We start from the raw sequence: 17,955 nt of genomic DNA, 5'->3' as shown, positions 1-17,955 counted from the left end.
GGGTGCCGGCCCGGCGTGGCCGGGGGGCGTTGTCGCCGCGCCGAACGCCGCGAAGCTCGTACCGGAACCGACAGGCCAACACCTGCAATTGCAACTGAAGCTTTGCGTTTGGATCATCAGCTTCGCGGCTTACGCCGCTCCTACAATCCTGGGCTTTTTTGCAATCTGGTAGCCCAACCAGGCGAACGGGATGTAGGCCAGCAGCACGTCCAGCACCTCGAACCAACGCGGTGCTGGCAACATGAAGCAGCTGGCGATGCCACCGGCCAGGAACAGCAAGCCGATCAGCAGGGCCGGCACTTTGCTGCTGCGCCCGACAATCCAGGTTGCCAACAGCGCGCCTGCAAGCGTACCCAGTGCGTGGGCAAGGAAAGGAAACAGGAAGTGACGGGCCTCGAACAAGGGCATTGCGGCCTGCAGGCCTTCAGTCGTACTGGTGTCCGTACCGGCCGGTGGTGGCACCAGATGCCCGCCGAGCAGGATCAGCCCCATGTTCACCGCACTGCCGACGATCAAGCCCAGCACCACCGCCAGCAAGCCTCTCAGGAATGCGCGCATCACCCTCTCCCCACCCGTCCGATGATGGGCTGAGTATGATCCAAGCCTTGCCTAGGCGCTCATTTTGTTTCTGGAGATACGCGTGTCCCACCGCCCCCTGCAGACTTACCAGGGCAGCTGCCATTGCGGCGCTGTCAGCTTCCGCATTCAAACCGACTTCCCGGAACTCACCACCTGCGATTGCTCGATCTGCCGGCGCAAGAACGCACTGATGGTGAAAGTGCATGAATCCGCGTTCGAGCTGCTGTCCGGGCAGGAGGCGCTGGTGGAGTACCAGTTCCACACCCTGACCGCGCACCACTATTTCTGCGGCACCTGCGGCATCTATCCGTTCCACCGCAAGCGGGTCACCCCGGACTACTACGGGGTGAATGTGTTCTGCCTGGAGGAGTTTGATCCGACGGGGATCCCGATTCGGGCGACCGTGGGTGCAGGGATGGCCTGATCAGGCATACGGAGCCGGCTTTGGCTTTGGCTTTGGCTTTGGCTTGGGCTTTGGGCTTTGGGCTTTGGGCTTTGGGCTTTGGGCTTTTCCCTTCTCCCGTTTACGGGAGAAGGTGCTCCGAAGGGGCGGATGAGGGCGGCTTTTGGCTTGTAGCTCCTGCTTCGCCTGCTGCATGTCGAGGCAAAGCGAAACTGCACGGCACTACGCGCCGCCCTCCTCACCCCAACCCCTCTCCCGCTCGCGGGAGAGGGGCTCCAAGCAAAGCTGAAGCGGCTCAACGCCAGTTGTAGTTGAACGAAACACCGATGATGCGCGGATCGTTGTAAACCGCCGCCATGTAGTTCTCGATCACACCCTTGAGGTTCTTCTCGTTGGTGATGTTACGGGCGAACGCCGCCACTTCCCAGGCACCGTAGCCGCCGGTATAGCCAACGCGCAGGCCACCTTCAAAGTTGCCCTTGGAATAGAACTCCTTGCTGTCGTACAGCACGAACTGGGTTTCGCCCTGCTTGTTCCAATCGGTGGCGAAGAACACCGCGCCATCATCACCCACCGGAATGTCGTAACGCGCGGCCAGGTTCAGGTTGTACTTGGGTGCGTTCGGCAACGGGTTGCCGTCGATCTGGGCGTAGACATTGCTGCCGATCTTGATCGTCGGGTCGTTGACCGTACACACCACCACACCATTCAACGCGCAGACCTGCGCATAGACGCGCTTGTCCTGGATCTCGCTGTGCAGCAGGCTCAAGCCGGCAGTCAGCGACAGGTTCGGGATCGGGCGCCAATCCATGTCGGCTTCCAGACCATAGGCACGCGCCTTGTCCGCGTTGAACAACACGCCGTTGCCGTTGGAGTCATTGCCGTTGAGCTGGATGTCGTTGACCGTGTAGGTGAAGCCACTGACATTCAGACGCAGGCGGTTGTCGAACAGGCTGCTCTTGATGCCGGCTTCCCAGGACAGGATGGTTTCCGAATCGGCAGTGGTGAAATCGGCATTGAATACCGCCGAGCGGCCCTGGATGGTCGGGCCACGGAAGCCACGTGCAACGCGTGCGTACAGGCTCAACTCCGGGCTGACCTCATACATCGCGCTCAGGTCCCAGCTCGGTTGGGTGTCCGACATCTCGACGTTGTGGCGTCCCTTGTAGGTCACCAGACCGGCAGCGGTATCGGCGGTCTTCAGCAGGCGCGTGCTTTTCTCGTCCTTGGTCGCGCGGACACCCGCGGTCAAGGTCAACGCATCCGTGGCCTTCCAGCTCACCTGGCCGAAGCCTGCCCACGAGGTATTGATGTTGCGCAGGCGCACCCAGTTGTTGGGATTGCGTGCCGGTGCGTTGAGGAACCAGGCGCGCTGGTAGAAATCGGTGGTGTCGCGACCGTCAAAGTAGAACGCGCCAACCTGCCACGACAGTGGATCGGTGGCATTGGAGGCCAGGCGCAGCTCCTGGGTGAACTGGTCCAGGTCCTGTACCTGGCCCATCGACTGGCCATAGCCGTTGGGCAGGCCATTGACCGGATAGTTCGCCGCGGCACCGCCGTCGGTATCGCCACGGCTGTAGCCGGAGGTGGTCTCGTAGGCGCTGATCGAGGTCAGCGTGGTGTTGCCGAAGTCATAAGTGGCCTTCAGCGAGCCACCGTGGGTCTTGTAGGCCTGCGGGTTGTTGTCTGCCTCATCGAAGGCGACCTTGTCACGCGGCACATCGACGCGGTTGCTGCCCTTCACCAGCGCATTGCGCAGGAACAGGGTGGAGGTGCCTTCATAGTCACGGGTATGCACGGATCCGAGCAGCGAGAACTGTTCATTCGGCTTGTACAGCAGCTGCAGACGCAGGTTGCGGTCGTCGTAGCCACCCATGGTGTCGTTCTTCGGCGTCACCGTGCCGTCGGCGCTCGGGCCGCGATAGGTGTTGTCCACCCAATCGTCACGGTGCTGGTACAGGGTGGACACGCGGTAGGACAGCACGTCGTTGATCGCGCCGCCCATGCCGCCGTCGATGGCGACGGTATTGTAACTGCCGTAGCTCACGTTGACCCGGCCACTCGGGTCCTGGCTGGGCTTGGCCGTGTCGAACTTGACGATACCGGCGGTGGTGTTGCGGCCAAACAAGGAGCCCTGCGGGCCGCGCAGCACCTCGACCTGGTCCACGTCGTAGACCGGGTTGGACTTGAGCACTACATGCTCGAGCACCACGTCGTCCTGGATGATGGAGACCGGCTGCGAGGCACCGAGGTAGAAGTCGATGTTGCCCAGGCCACGGATGTAGAAGCGCGGGAAGATGCGCCCGGTGGTGGTCTCGGCATAGAAGCTGGGCACGCGGCCAGACAGCGCCAGCAGCGTATCGTCCGCACCTTCGGCATAGCTGCGCAGGGCTTCGCCCTGCACAACGCCCACCGACACCGGCACGTCCTGCAGGTTCTGTTCGCGGCGCTCGGCGGTGACGGTGATGGTATCCAGCGCCGTGGCGGCGCTGCGCGCCTCGGCCGGCGCGGCATCCTGGGCAAGTGCGGTCTGTGCGGCCAAAGGCAGGATCAACAATGCGCAGGCCTGGGCCAGCAGCGAACGACGCGGAAAGTCATGGGTAACGCGGGTAACTGCAGAAGTGGTGCGGTGACGCTGCATGGAATGGCCTTGGTTGGCAGTTGATGATTGCGCTCAGCCTGGATAGGGCTGACTGCGCGGCATGAGGCGCGCAGATCATCACTTCACAAGGTTTCAATTCGATGGCATTGGCAGCGCACACGTCAATGCAGCGATACGCCAGCGCGAATGCAGTCGGCATCCGCGCTGGCGATGGTTGCACTTCACTCAGTGCGTGCTTGCGCTCAACGCAGGTGGTCTTTCAGGAACAACCAGGTGATCACGGTCGCGTCCGGCCCCTTTGGATCGGTGAAGGGCAAGCCAGAGGTGCTGCCGCTCCACGCATGGCCCATGCCATGCACCAGATAGTCCTGGACCAGGGTCTTGCCACCGTAGGTGTAGTTCTTGACCGTGTACGCGCGTCCGCCCGGCACCTGGCCAGCAACGGTGCTGGTCGGCACATACTTGACCGAATCATTGTCCACGCCGTCATCGGCCAGGTCATTGGTCTGCAGGAACTGACGCACCGCCTGCTGGCCGTTGACCGGATTGACCGTGGCATCGGCGCTGCCATGGAACACCAGCACCGGCAACGGGCGCGGCGATGGCGAGCCCGAGCACTGCCAGGCAAGCTTGCCATTGCTCTCCGGCGAATAGATGCTGCCCGCCAACAACGCATAGGCGCTGCCAGATATGGTGGTAGCGCCCTTGTACATGCCGCCGGAATGGATGGCACCGGCAGCGAACACGTCCGAATAGCAGGCCAGCATGATCGAGGTCATCGCACCGCCGGCGGAAATGCCAGTGACATAGACCCGGCGCGGATCGACGGCATAGCCGGCCTTCACCGCATCGACGATTCCGGCCAGGATCGAAGCCTCACCGCTGCCGCGTGCCTGGTTGATCGGCAGCTGCCAGTTCCAGCAGCGCGTCGGGTTGGAGGTAACGTTCTGCCGCGGATAGACCACGATGAAGCCCTCGACATCGGCAACATCATTGAAGCCGGAGGCTTCGCCCATCAGGTTGGGCCCGTTGACGCAGCCGTGCAGTACCAGCAGCACCGGCAATGGCTTGCTTGCCTCATAGCCCGCCGGCACCCACACCTGGTACTCACGGGCGCCAAAAAGGTTGCCGTACACACCAAAATCCCAATGGCCTGCAGTGCTTTGCGCAACCGCGCTACCCGCCGCCAGCCAGCTGCACAGCAACAGTAGAGCTGCCTTGATTGAAACGATTCCAGATTTCATAGCCAGATCCTCATGCGTGAGTCGTGGATGAAGTCGTACCGGAAATCCTCGTGGACCAGCCTTCCAGAGGGTGTTGCGACGCCGCTGTCAAACCCAGCCGGTGGCGTAATAGATGCCGATCACCACGAACACCGCGAGGGTCTTGATGATGGTCACAGCGAAAATGTCCTTGTAGGCCTGGCGATGGGTCAGCCCGGTCACCATCAACAAGGTGATGACGGCACCGTTGTGCGGCAGGCTGTCCATGCCGCCAGAGGCCATCGACGCAACCCGGTGCAGCACTTCCATCGGAATGCCGGCCGCCTGCGCGTTCTCGATGAAGGTCTCCGACATCGCCGCCAGGGCGATGCTCATGCCGCCCGAGGCCGAGCCGGTGACACCTGCCAATCCCGTGACCGTGACCGCCTCATGCAACAGCGGATCCTTGATCGAACCCAAGGCATTGGCCACCACCATGAAACCCGGCAATGCGGCGATCACCGCGCCAAAGCCATACTCGGAGGCGGTGTTCATCGCTGCCAACAAGGCGCCACTGATCGCGGTCTTGGTGCCATCGGCAAACTGGGTCACGACCGGCCGCCACGCCAACAGCATCACCGACAGGATGCCGACCAGCAGCGCACCCTCCACTGCCCAGATCGCAGCGATCTTCGGCACCTCCTGCACCACCGGTGCGGATTTGCCGAGGATGGAAGGCACGAAGCTGTGCTCGGCGCCGTACCAGTGCGGGATGCCCAGGGTGAACAACTTGTTCGAGACGAACACCAGCAACAATGGCAATACCGCGATCCCGGCATGCGCAAGGTTGGTACCAGTGAATGGCACCGGCTCGTTGACCAGCGTTGCCGGGTCGCCATAGCCCTCACCATTGCGCGCGGCAACGCGACGGCGCCACTCCAGGTAAGCCATGCCCACCGCCAACACGAAGATGCTGCCGAGGATGCCGAGCACAGGCGCGGCCCAGGTGTCGGTGCCGAAGAACGTGGTCGGAATGATGTTCTGGATCTGCGGCGTACCCGGCAGCGCATCCATGGTGAAGCTGAAACCGCCCACCGCCAGCGTCGCTGGAATCAGCCGCTTGGGGATGTTGCTCTGGCGGAACATCTCGGCAGCGAACGGGTAGACCGCGAACACCACAACGAACAGCGAAACACCGCCGTAAGTGAGCAGGCCCGATACCAGCACGATCGACAGCATCGCCCGCTGCGGGCCGAACAGCCGAATCGCCGCACCGACTATCGATTTGGAGAAGCCGGACAACTCGATAAGCTTGCCGAACACCGCACCCAGCAGGAACACCGGGAAATACAGCTTCAGGAAGCCGACCATCTTGTCCATGAACAAGCCGGTGAACATCGGTGCCACCAGCGACGGGTCGGTCAGCAGCACCGCGCCGAGTGCGGCGATGGGCGCGAACAGGATCACGCTGTAACCGCGGTAGGCCACCAGCATGAGGAAGCCCAGCGCTGCAAGTACGATCAGTAACGACATACGGCGCTTCCGAGTGGAGAGGCGCCCAGTATCCTGATCTGATGGCCGCTGCCGACTGGACCTAGGTCCACTCGCTGGTGCACACCTGCGTCGCTAGCCTTGGCTCCGAGGGTGGCATGCGGCCATCTACAACGCACTTGCCTGGGGAGGACCGAATGAAGCGGAATTGTTTGAGCCTGATGATCGGCGCGCTGTTGGCCTCCGGGCCGGTATTGGCACAGGAAGCACAACCGGCTGCGGCGACGGAGGGCAAGGCCGCTTCGGCCACCAACCTGGACAGCATCACCGTCACCGCGCGCAAGCGCGAGGAAACCCTGCAGGAAGTACCGGTCGCGGTCACCGCCTTCACCTCCGAAGCGCTGGACAAGTTCAACGTGCAGGACATCGCCGATCTCGACGCGCAGGTACCCAACCTGACCATCTACGCAGCGCGTGGCGCCAGCAGCACGGTCACCGCCTACATCCGCGGCGTCGGCCAGTCCGATCCCACCTGGGGCGCGGACCCGGGCGTGGGCATCTACCTGGACGACGTCTACATCGCGCGCCCGCAGGGTGCCCTGCTGGACGTGTTCGACGTCTCGCGCATCGAAGTACTGCGCGGCCCGCAGGGCACGCTGTACGGCAAGAACACCATTGGTGGCGCGATCAAGTACATCTCGCGCGGCCTGCCCACGCAGGTCGAGGGCTATGCCCAGATCACCGCCGGCAATTACAACCAGCTGGATGCCAAGGCGGCCATCGGCGGCCCGCTGGGCGGCGCCGACAGCGGCCTGCGCGGGCGCATCGCCGTGGCCAGCATGAACCGCGACGGCTTCGGCGAGAACACCTACAACGGCCAGCCGATCAGCGACAAACAGATCAATGCCGCACGCCTGAACCTGGGCGCCTATGCAGGCGACGACTTCGACGTGCAGTTCGCGCTGGACTGGATCGACGACCAGTCCGGCATGCGTGGCTCGAAGATGCTGGCACCGAACCCGTTCACCCCGGCCTACCCGCCGATGGATGACCGCTACGACATCCGCTCGGGCATGCAGAACCTCAACAGCGTCGAGACCAAGGGCGCCTCGGCCACGGTGAACTGGCGTCCGAACGACGACATTGCATTGAAGTACGTGGTCGCCAAGCGCGAATCGGACAGCCACTCCAACATCGACTTCGACACCACGCCGGTCAAGCTGGCCGATGTCGGCGGCTTCTACGAGGACAACCAGGTCAGCAACGAGCTGCAGTTGAACTACGACGCCGGCGGCCGTGTACGCGGTGTGGTTGGCCTGTACCAGTTCAGTGGTGAAGCAGGCGGCCAGATCCGCAACAACTTCTTCAACCTGCAGTTCGGCGATACCCGCGGCAAGGTGCTGACCGACAGCATCGCGCTGTATGCCGACTGGACCTTCGACCTGACCAACAAACTCAAGCTCGATATCGGCGCCCGCTATACCGACGAGGACAAGCGCGCCATCGTATTGAACCGCTTCTACTCGGACGCGACCTTCAGCCGCCCGATCGCGGTTGCCGCCGATTTCGACAAGACCACCAACTTCAAGAACGTCTCGCCGAAGGTGTCGCTGGATTACCAGATCACCCCGGACATCATGGTCTATGGCCTGGCGACGCGTGGTTTCAAGTCCGGTGGCTACAACATCCGCGCCAATGCCGTGGCCGTACCGCGCTCGGCCGAGCCGTTCGATGACGAGACCGTCGACAGCTTCGAGATCGGCAGCAAGATGGGCTTCCTGGATTCGCGCCTGTTCCTGAATCTGTCGGCCTTCCACAACAAGTACAAGGACATCCAGCTGTCGGTGTTCACCGGCATCGACACCAATGGCGACGGCGTCAACGATGCCTTCTTCGGCGACTTCACCAATGCCGGCAAGGGCACCGTCAACGGCTTGGAAATCGAATACCAGTACCTGCCGACCGCCAACTGGCTGATCTCCGGCAACCTGGCCTGGCTGGACACCAAGTACGACGAGTACATGGACCGTGGCGTCAACGTCGCCGACCAGATGAAGTTCACCAATGCGCCGGATTTCTCGGGTGCGCTGAACGTGGAATACCGCACCGAGCTGGCCAATGGCAGCAACCTGTCCGCCCGTGTGGGCTACAGCTACCAGAGCGAAGTGTGGCCGACCACCGACCTGAGCCCGGTGATCAAGCAGGACGGCTACGGGCTGGTCAATGCCGGCGTGATCTGGAAGCTCAATGACGCCTGGACCTTCTCGCTGCAGGGCACCAACCTGGCGGACAAGGAATACCGCACCACCGGCTACAACATTCCGGCGGTCGGCACCCTGATCGGTTTCTATGGCCCGCCGCGCCAGTACAGTCTCAGCGTCCGCTACGATTTCTAGGAAACACCTGCATGACCCAGTCTTACGATGATCTGTACTGGAGCAGCAACGATGGCCTGCGCCTGCACGCGCGCGACCATGCACCGGCCGCGGGGCAATCGCCCTGCGGCACGGTGGTCTGCATTCCCGGCCTGACCCGCAATGCCGCTGACTTCGACGCACTGGCCGAGACGCTGACCGCGGTCGGCTGGCGCGTGCTTGCGGTCGACCTGCGTGGCCGTGCGGGTTCGGCACGTGCGCCCGACCCAAGCAGCTACAACCCGCGCACCTACGCCGACGACATGGTGGCGCTGCTGCGTTCGCAGAACATCGCCAAGGCGGTGTTCATCGGCACCTCGCTGGGTGTGCTGGTCACCATCACCCTGGCCTCGCGCGCACCGGAGCTGATCGCAGCAGCCGTGCTCAACGACGCCGGCCCCAAGGTGCCACGCGAAGCCCTGGCGCGGATCGGCAAGTACGCCGGCAAGCCGCTGCCACCGATGGATCTGGAGCAGGCAGCTGCCTACGCCGAATCCATCGGCAAGGCATCCTTCCCGCGTTTCACCGCGGAGGACTGGCGGGCGATGGCCTCGCGCAGCTTCCGCCAGCGCGACGACGGCCTGCTGGAACTGGACTATGACCCGGCCATCATCCGCACCACCCGGCCGTGGGTGCTGTGGTTGTTGCGGCCGGTGCTGTGGCGCGCGGTGCGCGGACTGACCTCACGGGTGCCGGTGCTGGTGGTCCGCGGTGCGCTGTCCGATATCCTGCCTACCGATGTTGCCCAGCAGATGGCGGCTACGTCGCCAAACGCCAGCCTGGTCGTCGTGCCGGATGTTGGTCACGCACCGACGTTGTCCGAGCCTGAGGCGCGTGATGCGATCCTGGCACTGCTTGGACGCCTTCCGTGAGCGCCGGTGACACGACCAGGGAATTGCCAGAAGCCCTGCAGGCACTGCAGCAGTGGGCTGCAAGCGAACGCCTTGGCAAGTTCACCCACATCGCGCAGGCGCGCATCGATGCCTTCGCCGAGGCCACCGGTGACCACAACTGGATTCACGTCGATCCGGCCCGTGCGCAGGCCGGTTTGCCGGGCGGGACGACCATCGCGCATGGTTTCCTGCTGCTCTCGCTCACCGTCGAGGAGGACGTTGCGGCGCTGGTCGGCTTTCCCGGCATCGCCCACGTGCTGAATTACGGTTTGAACAAGGTGCGCTTTCTGGCGCCGGTTCCCAATGGCTCCGACATCCGCGTGCGCTCACGCTTGATCTCACTGGAGCCGCGCCAGCCCGGGCAGTGGCTGCTGACCCAGCACAAGAGCGTGGAACTGCAGCCCGGCGGCGAGGTGGCATTGGCCGCCGAGCAGCTGTCACTGATCGTGATCGCGCCCTGACGCGTCCCTGCATGGCAAGCGACCGGCCGGCATCCAGCACGCCGGCCACGGTTCTCTCTACACTGGAGCGATGTTGACGCCCTCCATCGTCCTGTTCGCCTGCATCGCGTGGACCGTGCTGCTGTTCGGCGTTGCCCTGTGGGGCGAGCGCCAGGGCCACCGCCTCGGCAGGATCTGGCCAGCCATCTATGCGCTGTCACTGGCCGTGCACTGCACCGCGTGGACGTATTACGGCGCTGCTTCGCAGGGCGTGCAATGGGGCTTCCCGATCCCGCCCACCTTGATCGGCATGGCGCTGATCTTCGCCTTCGGCCTGCCCTTCCTCGCGCGCCTGGGCAGGCTGGCCAAACAGCACAACAGCGCCACCATCGCCGACCTGGTGGTTGCACGACTGCGCACCGACCAAGGCTTGGGCATCACCATCACCCTGGTGGCGCTGCTGGGCATCATTCCCTACATCGCCCTGCAGCTCAAAGCCGTTGGGCAGGGATTGGCCGCACTGCTCGGTGACCAGTTCGCCGCCAGCGGCTGGCAGCTGGACGTGTCGTTCTGGTTCGCACTGACAATGGCGGCCTTCACCATGCTGTTCGGCGCGCGCAAGGCCTCTGCCACCGAGCACAACCGCGGCATCGTGGTCGCGCTGGGCCTGGAGTCGCTGCTGAAGCTCGCGGCACTGCTGGCGATTGGCCTGTATGCAGCGGTATCCGTGCAGCAGGCAGGCACGCCGTTGCTGGAGAAGATGGCGCATCTGCCGCCGCCAGCGGTAATCCCCGATTTCCTGACCATGGTCGCGCTGGGTGCGATGGCGGCATTCACCCTGCCCCATCAGTTCCATGTCGGCGTCGTCGAGCTGCGCCAGTCCTCTGATCTGAAGACCGCACGCTGGCTGTTCCCGCTCTACCTGCTGCTGATTGGCCTGCCGTCGGTGCCGATGGCCTTGTCCGGTGCTGCACAACTGCCGGCGTCGGTATCGCCGGATCTGTACGTACTGGCCTTGCCGCAGGAACGCGGCCACCACCTGCTGGCGCTGCTTGCCTACCTGGGCAGCCTGAGCGCAGCCACCGGCATGATGATCCTGTCCGGCCTGACCTTGTCGATCATGCTCGGCAACCACGGCTTTGGTTCGCATCTGCTCGGCGGCATGAACAGCGGCGGCAACGATGCCGGTGCCGACCTGCGCCCGCGCGTGCTGGCCTTCCGTCGCGCCGGCATCCTCGCTGTGTTCCTGATGTCGTGGCTGTACAGCCGCGCGATGAGCGGTACCGAAGCGCTGAGCGATTTCGGGCTGATGTCGTTCACCGCCCTGTCGCAGCTGGCACCGGCAGTGCTGCTGGCGGTGTATCGGCCGCGCGCACCCTCGCCCGCGATCATGGCCGGCATCGTGTTGGGTTCGCTGGTCTGGCTGTGGCTGGTATTGCTGCCGATGGTGATACCTGCACCGGATCCAGCCGTGGGCAGCGAAGGTTTGCATTGGCTGGCGCTGTTCTCGCTGCGCATGCAGCCCGGCCACATCGCCATCAGCATGGGCGCCAGCCTGGCGGTCAACCTGATCACCGTTGCGCTGGTGTCACGCGCGATCCGCCCTTCGCTACCGCTGCAACGCGATGCGGTAGCCGCTGCCTCATTGCGCAAGACCGCCGGCCGCTTCCTCGGCCAGGAACGCGCACGGCAGCTGATGGACGGGCATGCCGGGCAGATGCTGGATGACGACCGGGTCACCGCCATCGAACGTGAACTCACCGCCGTGGTCGGCGCCGGCATGGCACGGCTGCTGGTCGAGGCCGCGCGTGATGGCGGCGCTGCGCCGCTGGATGCGGTTACCCGCGCCGTCGGTGAAGCGACGCAGGCACTGCGTTTCAACCAGCGCCTGCTGGAAGCCGCATTGGAAAACATGAGCCAGGGCATCAGCGTGGTTGATGCCCAGCTGCAGCTGGTGGCCTGGAACAGCCGTTATGCCGCGCTGTTCAAGTTCCCGCCCGAACTGCTGCAGGTCGGGCAGCCGGTCGCCAACCTGACCGCATGGGCGCTGGGCGAACTGAAGATCGGCGAGGCCCCGGGTGACAACGTCGGCAAGGCGCTGAACCGTCGCATCGCGCATATGCGCCGTGGCACGCCGCATCTGTCCGAACGCATCTTCCCCGACAACACCATCGTCGAAATCCGTGGCAACCCGATGCCCGGCGGCGGCTACGTCGCCACCTTCACCGATGTCACCGCCTTCCGCATGGCCGAGGATGCGCTCAAGCGCAGTAACGAGACCCTGGAGCTGCGCGTGCAGGACCGCACCGCTCGGCTGGAACAGGCCGTGCACGAAGCAGAGCGCGCGAACGTGGCCAAGACCCGCTTCCTCACCGCGGTCGGCCACGATCTGATCCAGCCCCTGCACGCCGCACAGCTGCTCACCGATGCGATGTCGCAGCACATCGAATCGGAATTCCTGGACAGCTTCCTGCGCCAGATCCGCGGCGCCCTGGATTCCACCGATGATCTGCTGTCTGGCCTGCTGGACATATCGCGACTGGAAGCCGGTGGACTGGTCGCCGATCCGCGCCCGTTCGCCTTGTCGACCGTACTTGATCCCTTGGCACAGGAATTCGCCGTGCTGGCGGCCGCGCGCGGCCTGCAGTTCCGCTACGTGCGCAGCCGCGTCTGGGTACACAGCGATCCGCTGTTGCTGCGCCGCGTGCTGCAGAACTTTCTCGCCAACGCCATCCGCTACACCCGCAGTGGTGGCGTGCTGCTCGGCGTGCGTCGCCATGGCGACACGCTGACCATCGGCGTGCATGACAGCGGCCCCGGTATCACCCCGGAGCAACAGAGTGTGGTGTTCGAGGAGTTCCATCGCGGTGATCGCAGCAATGGCCAAGGACTGGGTCTCGGCCTGGCGATTGCGCACCGCATTGCCGACCTGCTGCACGCACCGCTGGCACTGCACAGCGTGGTCAATCGCGGTTCGGCGTTCTCCATCACGGTGTCGCGGGCAACGCCGCCACCGGCTTCGCGAATTGAAGCACCGGCTGCCGGCAACAGCACCATCAAAGGCACACGGGTGCTGGTGGTCGACAACGATGCCGATGCGCTGCAGGCGATGCGGCAGATGCTGCTGGCCTGGGGCTGCGAGGTCATTGCGTACAGCGACGGCAAGGACATCGATGCGTCCGCACATGAAGCGGACCTGTGGTTGTTCGACTACCACCTCGACGACGGTGACACCGGCGTCCAGCTGTGGAAGCGCCTGGATGGCGCACGCAGGCAAAGGCCGACAGTGATACTCAGCGCCGATACCGGCAGCGATACCCGCGAGGCAGTACGCGAAGTCGGGCTGTCGCTATTGAACAAGCCGTTCAAGCCACTGGCGCTGCGCTGGGCGATCAACCATCTGCTGGCTACGCGCAGCACCGTCGCAAGCTGACCCGAAGCAGGCACCGCCGGATCCGTTGATCGGCCAGCGCCGTATCGCGGATCAGGCGTCCTGCGTCTCTTCAATCTGCCGCGACGGATCGTTCAGGCCCATTTCGTGCAGCACGCGGATCGCCTGCGCGCGGTTGCGCACGCCCAGCCGGCCCATGATGCGGGTCATATGCGCCTTGACCGTACGCAGCTGCACACCAAGGCGATCGGCGATCTGCTTGTTGAGCAGGCCTTCGGCGACCAGGCTCAATACCTTGTACTGGTGCGCGGACAGGCTGGACAGGCGCGCAGCCAGATCGGCGTCCTTGCTGAAGGGCGCAACCCGGGCAACGGTTTCGCGCAGCATCGCCGGTATCCAGCGCTCGCCATCGAGCACGGTCTGCAGGGCCTGCTGCAGGTCCACCAGCCCCGAGCTCTTGGGCAGGTAGCCGGCAGCACCAAGGTCGATGGCGCGGCGGATCACATGCGGCTCTTCATTGGCCGAGACGATGATGATCGCCAGCCCGGGTTGGAGGGCGCGGATCGTCGCCAGACCGGCAAGACCATGGTTGCCCGGCATATGCAGGTCCAGCAGCATCAGGTCGATCTGCTCGCTCTCGATCGCTTCCAGCACGCTGTCCAGCGAATCGGCCTCGCTGATCTGCAGGTCATCAACCGCCTCTTCGGCCGCGCGATGCAAGGCGGCGCGGAACAAGGGGTGGTCGTCGGCAATGAGCAGGGTCGGCATGTCCAGGCGAGGTTAGCAAATTAGCCAGCTACCGGGCACGGGTACCTAGGTACGCTGGCACATACACACTGGCTTGTTAGTGTGTGGCAATGAACATCCCCCGCCCCGTTACCCTGCTTTGCGCCGCGCTGCCGCTGTTGGGCTGCGTTTCCGTCGCCACTGCCGCCAAGCCCGCCGCGAGTGCTGCGGCTCCAACGTTCGAGCAATGGCGCGAAACCGAGCACCGCGGCAGCGATGATCTGCTGACCGCTGGCCTGGGACTCGACGGCCTGCGCGCCGCTGCCGCGCCGGCATTCGCCAGTCCGGCCCAGCCGACCGCCGAAGAAGCACGCCGCCGCGCGATCTGGAGCAGCTGGCGCGGCATCGCCGACCTTACCCCTGGCGCCGGCTTCGGCGATGTCTACGGCAATCTTCAGGCTACGCCGGGCCGGGAGTTCTCGGCCTATGCGCGCATCCCCGGCGCCCGCCAGCCGCATCGTGTGCTGGTGCAGGTTCCCGACAATTTCGATCCGGCAAAGCGCTGCCTGGTAGCCGCAGCCTCCTCCGGCTCGCGCGGCATCTATGGCGCGATCTCGGTTGCTGGCAGTTGGGGCCTGGCTCACGGCTGCGCAGTCGCCTATACCGACAAAGGCACCGGCAGTGACTATTACGATCTGGACGCCAGGAGTGGCTTCCAGCCCGACGGCACGCCTGCGACGCAAGGCGCACTGGCCTTCGCTCCATCCGATGCCAAAGCCACGCATGGCATCGCCTTCAAACACGCCCATTCCGGTGACAACCCGGAAGCAGACTGGGGCCAACATCTGCTGCAGGCGCTGCAGTTCGGCCTGCAGGCACTGGACCGCGCCTATCCGCAATCGGCACCGTTCACCCCTGCCAATACGCGCACCCTGGGCGCAGGTGTTTCCAATGGCGGTGGCGCGGTACTGCGTGCAGCGGAGATCGAGGGCGACTGGTTCGACGCGATGGTCGCAGGCGAGCCGAATGTCTCGGTGGCCGGCGCCCCGCCGCTCTACGACTTCGTCACCCAATCCGCACTGCTGATGCCCTGCGCGCTGCTTGCGCTGGATGATCTGCCGCAGCCGCCGGTGCAGGCACAGGCAGCACCGGCATGGACGCAGCGCTGTGCCGTCCTGAAATCGGCCGGACTGGTGCAAGGCGATGACACCGCCGCACAGGCGCAGTCGGCACGCCAGCAACTCGCCGACGCCGGGCTCAGCGATGGCGCGCTGCGCGCCGGTGCGTTCTCGACCGGTTTCGACCTGTGGCGTGCAATCGCGGTGACCTATGCCTCGGCCTATGGTCGCTACGGTGCCGGCGAACACCCCTGCGCCTACAGCTATTCCGCTGTCGGTGCGGACGGCAAACCTGTTCCTGCCAGCGCCGAGCTGCGTGCAAGCTGGTGGAGCGAAGGCAGCGGCATTCCACCGGGCAGCGGCGTCGTGCTGGTGGACGGCAATGCCGCCCAGTCGGCGGAGGATCCGCTGCGCGGGCTGAACTGCCTGCGTGCACTCGGCCTGGGTGACAGCGCCGATGCCAAGCGCGTGCGCGCCGGCATCGCCGACGCTGCCGCCAAGGCGCCGCGTCGCGGCCTGCCAATCGTGGTCATCCATGGCACCGACGACGGGCTGGTGCCGATCAGCATGACCAGCGACCGCTATGTGCCGCTTGCACGCAAGGCTGGCGCGCAGATCGCCTACTGGCGGGTGAGCAATGGCCAGCACTTCGACTCGTTGCTGGCTTTCCCGGATTACCGCAAGCGCTATGTGCCGCTGCTTCCCTACATGTTTGCGGCGATGGACCAGGTATGGGATCACCTCGAAGATCCCGCACACGCCCTGCCGCAGGATGCGCTGATCCAGCCAACGCCGCGCGCGGAAGCACCGTTGCAGCGCGCGCAGCTGTCCATTCCCACAGTCTCCGGCCACTGACGCGCTGCCAACCAGGGTATTCAGATGTCATTCGCTACAAGCCCCGACCAAGCCGAATCCAGCGCCTACGCCTATCCCCTGCTGATCAAGCAGCTGCTGCACACACCGCTGGCGATCAATCCCGATCAGGAAATCGTCTACGGCGACAGCGTCCGCTTCGACTACCGCACGCTGCAGGCGCGTATAGGCCAACTGGCCGGTCTGCTCACGTCCCTGGGCGTGAAGCCCGGCGACACCGTGGCAGTGATGGACTGGGACAGCAACCGCTATCTGGAAAGCTACTTCGCCGTGCCGATGATCGGCGCGGTGCTGATGACGGTGAACATTCGCCTGGCCCCGGAGCAGATCGCCTATACGCTGAATCACAGCAGCGCGCGGGTGATCCTGGCCAACCGCGAGTTCCTGCCGGTGCTGGAGAGCATTGAACAGCAGCTGCCGGACCTGCGCACGCGGGTGCTGCTGGACGATGAAGCAGGCCCGCTGCCGGAGGGCTTCGCCGCCGAGTACGAAGCAGGTCTGCGCAGCGCCGAGCCAGTCCGCGACTTCCCGGACTTCGACGAGAACACCCGCGCCACCATGTTCTATACGACCGGCACCACCGGTCTGCCCAAGGGCGTGTTCTTCAGCCATCGCCAGCTTGTCCTGCACTCATTGGCGGCGATGGCCGCGCTGGGCAGTGCGCCCAAGCAGGGCCGGCTGCATCGCGACGATGTCTACATGCCGATCACGCCGATGTTCCATGTACACGCCTGGGGCATGCCGTACGTGGCCACGCTGTTGGGCATCAAACAGGTGTATCCGGGCCGCTACCTGCCGGGCAAGCTGCTGGACCTGATCGCGCGCGAGAAAGTGACGTTCTCGCACTGCGTGCCGACCATCCTGCATATGCTGCTGGGCCACTCCACTGCAGCAGATACCGATCTGCACGGCTGGAAAGTCATCATCGGCGGTGCCGCACTGCCGCGTGCCTTGGCCCAGCAGGCCTTGGCGCGCGGCATCGATATCTTTGGCGGCTACGGCATGTCCGAAACCTGCCCGCTGCTCACCCTCGCCCAGATCGATGTGGATGCCCTGGCTGGCACGGATGAAGAACTGTCGCTGCGTACCAAGGCCGGTATTCCAGTGCCGCTGGTGGAGTTGCGCATCGTCGATGAAGCCATGAGCGAGGTCGCCCACGATGGCATTGTCACCGGCGAAGTGGTGGTGCGCGCGCCGTGGCTTACCCAGGGCTATCTGCACAACCCAGAAGCCTCGGAAGCCTTGTGGGCCGGCGGCTACCTGCATACCGGCGACATCGGCAACATCGATGGCGGCGGCTACCTGCGCGTCACCGATCGCATCAAGGACGTGATCAAGACCGGCGGCGAATGGATTTCCTCACTCGCGCTGGAAGACATCATCGCCATGCACCCAGCGGTCAACGAAGTTGCGGTGATCGGCATTGCCGATGCCAAATGGGGCGAACGGCCGCTGCCCCTGGTGGTCAGGCACGCAGGCAGCACGGTTACCGAAGCCGAGATCATCGAGCTGGTCGCCGCCCGCAGCCGCGCAGGCGACATCTCCCGCTACGCGATCCCGGACCGCGTCAGTTTCGTCGATTCGATAGAGCGCACCAGCGTCGGCAAGATCAACAAGAAGAAGCTGCGCAGCCTGCATGACCTGGCGGCGAACCCAGCTGGCGGCTGAAATCGAGCTCGCGACAGGGGTTTTTGTAGGAGCGGCGTAAGCCGCGAAGCTGGCAACAATGAAGTCACCAACATCCCCGCAATCGGACGGGTAGCGAGCTTCGGGGGGTTGGGCGGGGCCCCAAAAAATAAGAAAACCCCTGGGCAGGGGTTGGG

12 protein-coding genes are annotated in these 17,955 nt (G+C 64.4%); 7 read left to right on the top strand and 5 right to left on the bottom strand.

Annotated features, from left to right (window positions below):
• Nucleotides 1-129: 129 nt before the first annotated feature.
• Nucleotides 130-558: a hypothetical protein gene (locus QMX78_RS13400; RefSeq protein ID WP_282270341.1), complete on the bottom strand. Its 429-nt coding sequence runs from the start codon at nucleotides 556-558 to the stop codon at nucleotides 130-132.
• Between the two features lie 82 nt (nucleotides 559-640).
• Here QMX78_RS13400 and QMX78_RS13395 point away from each other — a divergent pair, with 82 nt between their 5' ends.
• Complete coding sequence (locus QMX78_RS13395; protein WP_282270338.1) at nucleotides 641-1,003, top strand: GFA family protein; 363 nt, start codon at nucleotides 641-643, stop codon at nucleotides 1,001-1,003.
• Nucleotides 1,004-1,277: 274 nt separating this feature from the next.
• Here QMX78_RS13395 and QMX78_RS13390 read toward each other — a convergent pair whose 3' ends face one another.
• From QMX78_RS13390 to QMX78_RS13380, 3 genes are all read right to left on the bottom strand, one after another.
• Nucleotides 1,278-3,623 (bottom strand): TonB-dependent receptor, encoded by a 2,346-nt coding sequence (locus QMX78_RS13390; protein ID WP_282270332.1) that lies wholly within the window; start codon nucleotides 3,621-3,623, stop codon nucleotides 1,278-1,280.
• Nucleotides 3,624-3,826: 203 nt separating this feature from the next.
• Entirely contained in the window at nucleotides 3,827-4,828 is a 1,002-nt protein-coding gene (locus QMX78_RS13385; protein WP_282270330.1) for a PHB depolymerase family esterase, read from the bottom strand.
• Between the two features lie 87 nt (nucleotides 4,829-4,915).
• Entirely contained in the window at nucleotides 4,916-6,319 is a 1,404-nt protein-coding gene (locus QMX78_RS13380) for a GntP family permease (protein WP_282270328.1), read from the bottom strand.
• Between the two features lie 155 nt (nucleotides 6,320-6,474).
• On the opposite strand from QMX78_RS13380, the gene QMX78_RS13375 reads away from it, so the two are divergent.
• The 4 genes from QMX78_RS13375 to QMX78_RS13360 all read left to right on the top strand — a co-directional run bounded on the left by QMX78_RS13375 (nucleotide 6,475) and on the right by QMX78_RS13360 (nucleotide 13,457).
• Nucleotides 6,475-8,673 carry a TonB-dependent receptor gene (locus QMX78_RS13375; RefSeq protein ID WP_282270326.1) on the top strand — a complete coding sequence of 733 codons (2,199 nt, stop codon included), beginning with the start codon at nucleotides 6,475-6,477 and terminating at the stop codon, nucleotides 8,671-8,673.
• A gap of 11 nt (nucleotides 8,674-8,684) precedes the next feature.
• Nucleotides 8,685-9,563: an alpha/beta hydrolase gene (locus QMX78_RS13370; protein WP_282270324.1), complete on the top strand. Its 879-nt coding sequence runs from the start codon at nucleotides 8,685-8,687 to the stop codon at nucleotides 9,561-9,563.
• A complete protein-coding gene (locus tag QMX78_RS13365; protein ID WP_282270322.1) occupies nucleotides 9,560-10,045 on the top strand; it encodes a MaoC family dehydratase in 486 nt (161 codons plus the stop codon). Before QMX78_RS13370 ends, QMX78_RS13365 begins: the two co-directional genes overlap by 4 nt.
• Nucleotides 10,046-10,115: 70 nt before the next feature.
• Nucleotides 10,116-13,457, top strand: a complete 3,342-nt coding sequence (locus QMX78_RS13360; protein ID WP_282270320.1) for a PAS domain-containing hybrid sensor histidine kinase/response regulator — start codon at nucleotides 10,116-10,118, stop codon at nucleotides 13,455-13,457.
• A 51-nt stretch (nucleotides 13,458-13,508) separates the two neighbouring features.
• On the opposite strand, the gene QMX78_RS13355 is transcribed toward QMX78_RS13360, so the two are convergent.
• Nucleotides 13,509-14,183 carry a response regulator transcription factor gene (locus tag QMX78_RS13355; RefSeq protein ID WP_282270318.1) on the bottom strand — a complete coding sequence of 225 codons (675 nt, stop codon included), beginning with the start codon at nucleotides 14,181-14,183 and terminating at the stop codon, nucleotides 13,509-13,511.
• An 89-nt stretch (nucleotides 14,184-14,272) separates the two neighbouring features.
• Between QMX78_RS13355 and QMX78_RS13350 the strand changes: the two genes are divergently transcribed.
• Complete coding sequence (locus QMX78_RS13350; protein WP_282270316.1) at nucleotides 14,273-16,114, top strand: 3-hydroxybutyrate oligomer hydrolase family protein; 1,842 nt, start codon at nucleotides 14,273-14,275, stop codon at nucleotides 16,112-16,114.
• Nucleotides 16,115-16,138: 24 nt separating this feature from the next.
• Entirely contained in the window at nucleotides 16,139-17,800 is a 1,662-nt protein-coding gene (locus tag QMX78_RS13345) for a fatty acid--CoA ligase (RefSeq protein ID WP_282270314.1), read from the top strand.
• Nucleotides 17,801-17,955 lie beyond the last annotated feature (155 nt).

Source organism: Stenotrophomonas sp. PS02298 (genome assembly GCF_029959445.1).
Lineage (GTDB): Bacteria > Pseudomonadota > Gammaproteobacteria > Xanthomonadales > Xanthomonadaceae > Stenotrophomonas.
Note: the sequence above shows the minus strand (reverse complement) of the source record. Positions and strands in the feature narration are given on the sequence as shown.

What these genes read in the sequence shown, in the direction of transcription:
- QMX78_RS13400 (WP_282270341.1), bottom strand. Translation starts at nt 558, where the DNA reads ATGCGCGCATTCCTGAGAGGCTTGCTGGCGGTGGTGCTGGGCTTGATC.
- QMX78_RS13390 (WP_282270332.1), bottom strand. Translation starts at nt 3,623, where the DNA reads ATGCAGCGTCACCGCACCACTTCTGCAGTTACCCGCGTTACCCATGAC.
- QMX78_RS13385 (WP_282270330.1), bottom strand. Translation starts at nt 4,828, where the DNA reads ATGAAATCTGGAATCGTTTCAATCAAGGCAGCTCTACTGTTGCTGTGC.
- QMX78_RS13380 (WP_282270328.1), bottom strand. Translation starts at nt 6,319, where the DNA reads ATGTCGTTACTGATCGTACTTGCAGCGCTGGGCTTCCTCATGCTGGTG.
- QMX78_RS13375 (WP_282270326.1), top strand. Translation starts at nt 6,475, where the DNA reads ATGAAGCGGAATTGTTTGAGCCTGATGATCGGCGCGCTGTTGGCCTCC.
- QMX78_RS13370 (WP_282270324.1), top strand. Translation starts at nt 8,685, where the DNA reads ATGACCCAGTCTTACGATGATCTGTACTGGAGCAGCAACGATGGCCTG.
- QMX78_RS13360 (WP_282270320.1), top strand. Translation starts at nt 10,116, where the DNA reads ATGTTGACGCCCTCCATCGTCCTGTTCGCCTGCATCGCGTGGACCGTG.
- QMX78_RS13355 (WP_282270318.1), bottom strand. Translation starts at nt 14,183, where the DNA reads ATGCCGACCCTGCTCATTGCCGACGACCACCCCTTGTTCCGCGCCGCC.
- QMX78_RS13350 (WP_282270316.1), top strand. Translation starts at nt 14,273, where the DNA reads ATGAACATCCCCCGCCCCGTTACCCTGCTTTGCGCCGCGCTGCCGCTG.
- QMX78_RS13345 (WP_282270314.1), top strand. Translation starts at nt 16,139, where the DNA reads ATGTCATTCGCTACAAGCCCCGACCAAGCCGAATCCAGCGCCTACGCC.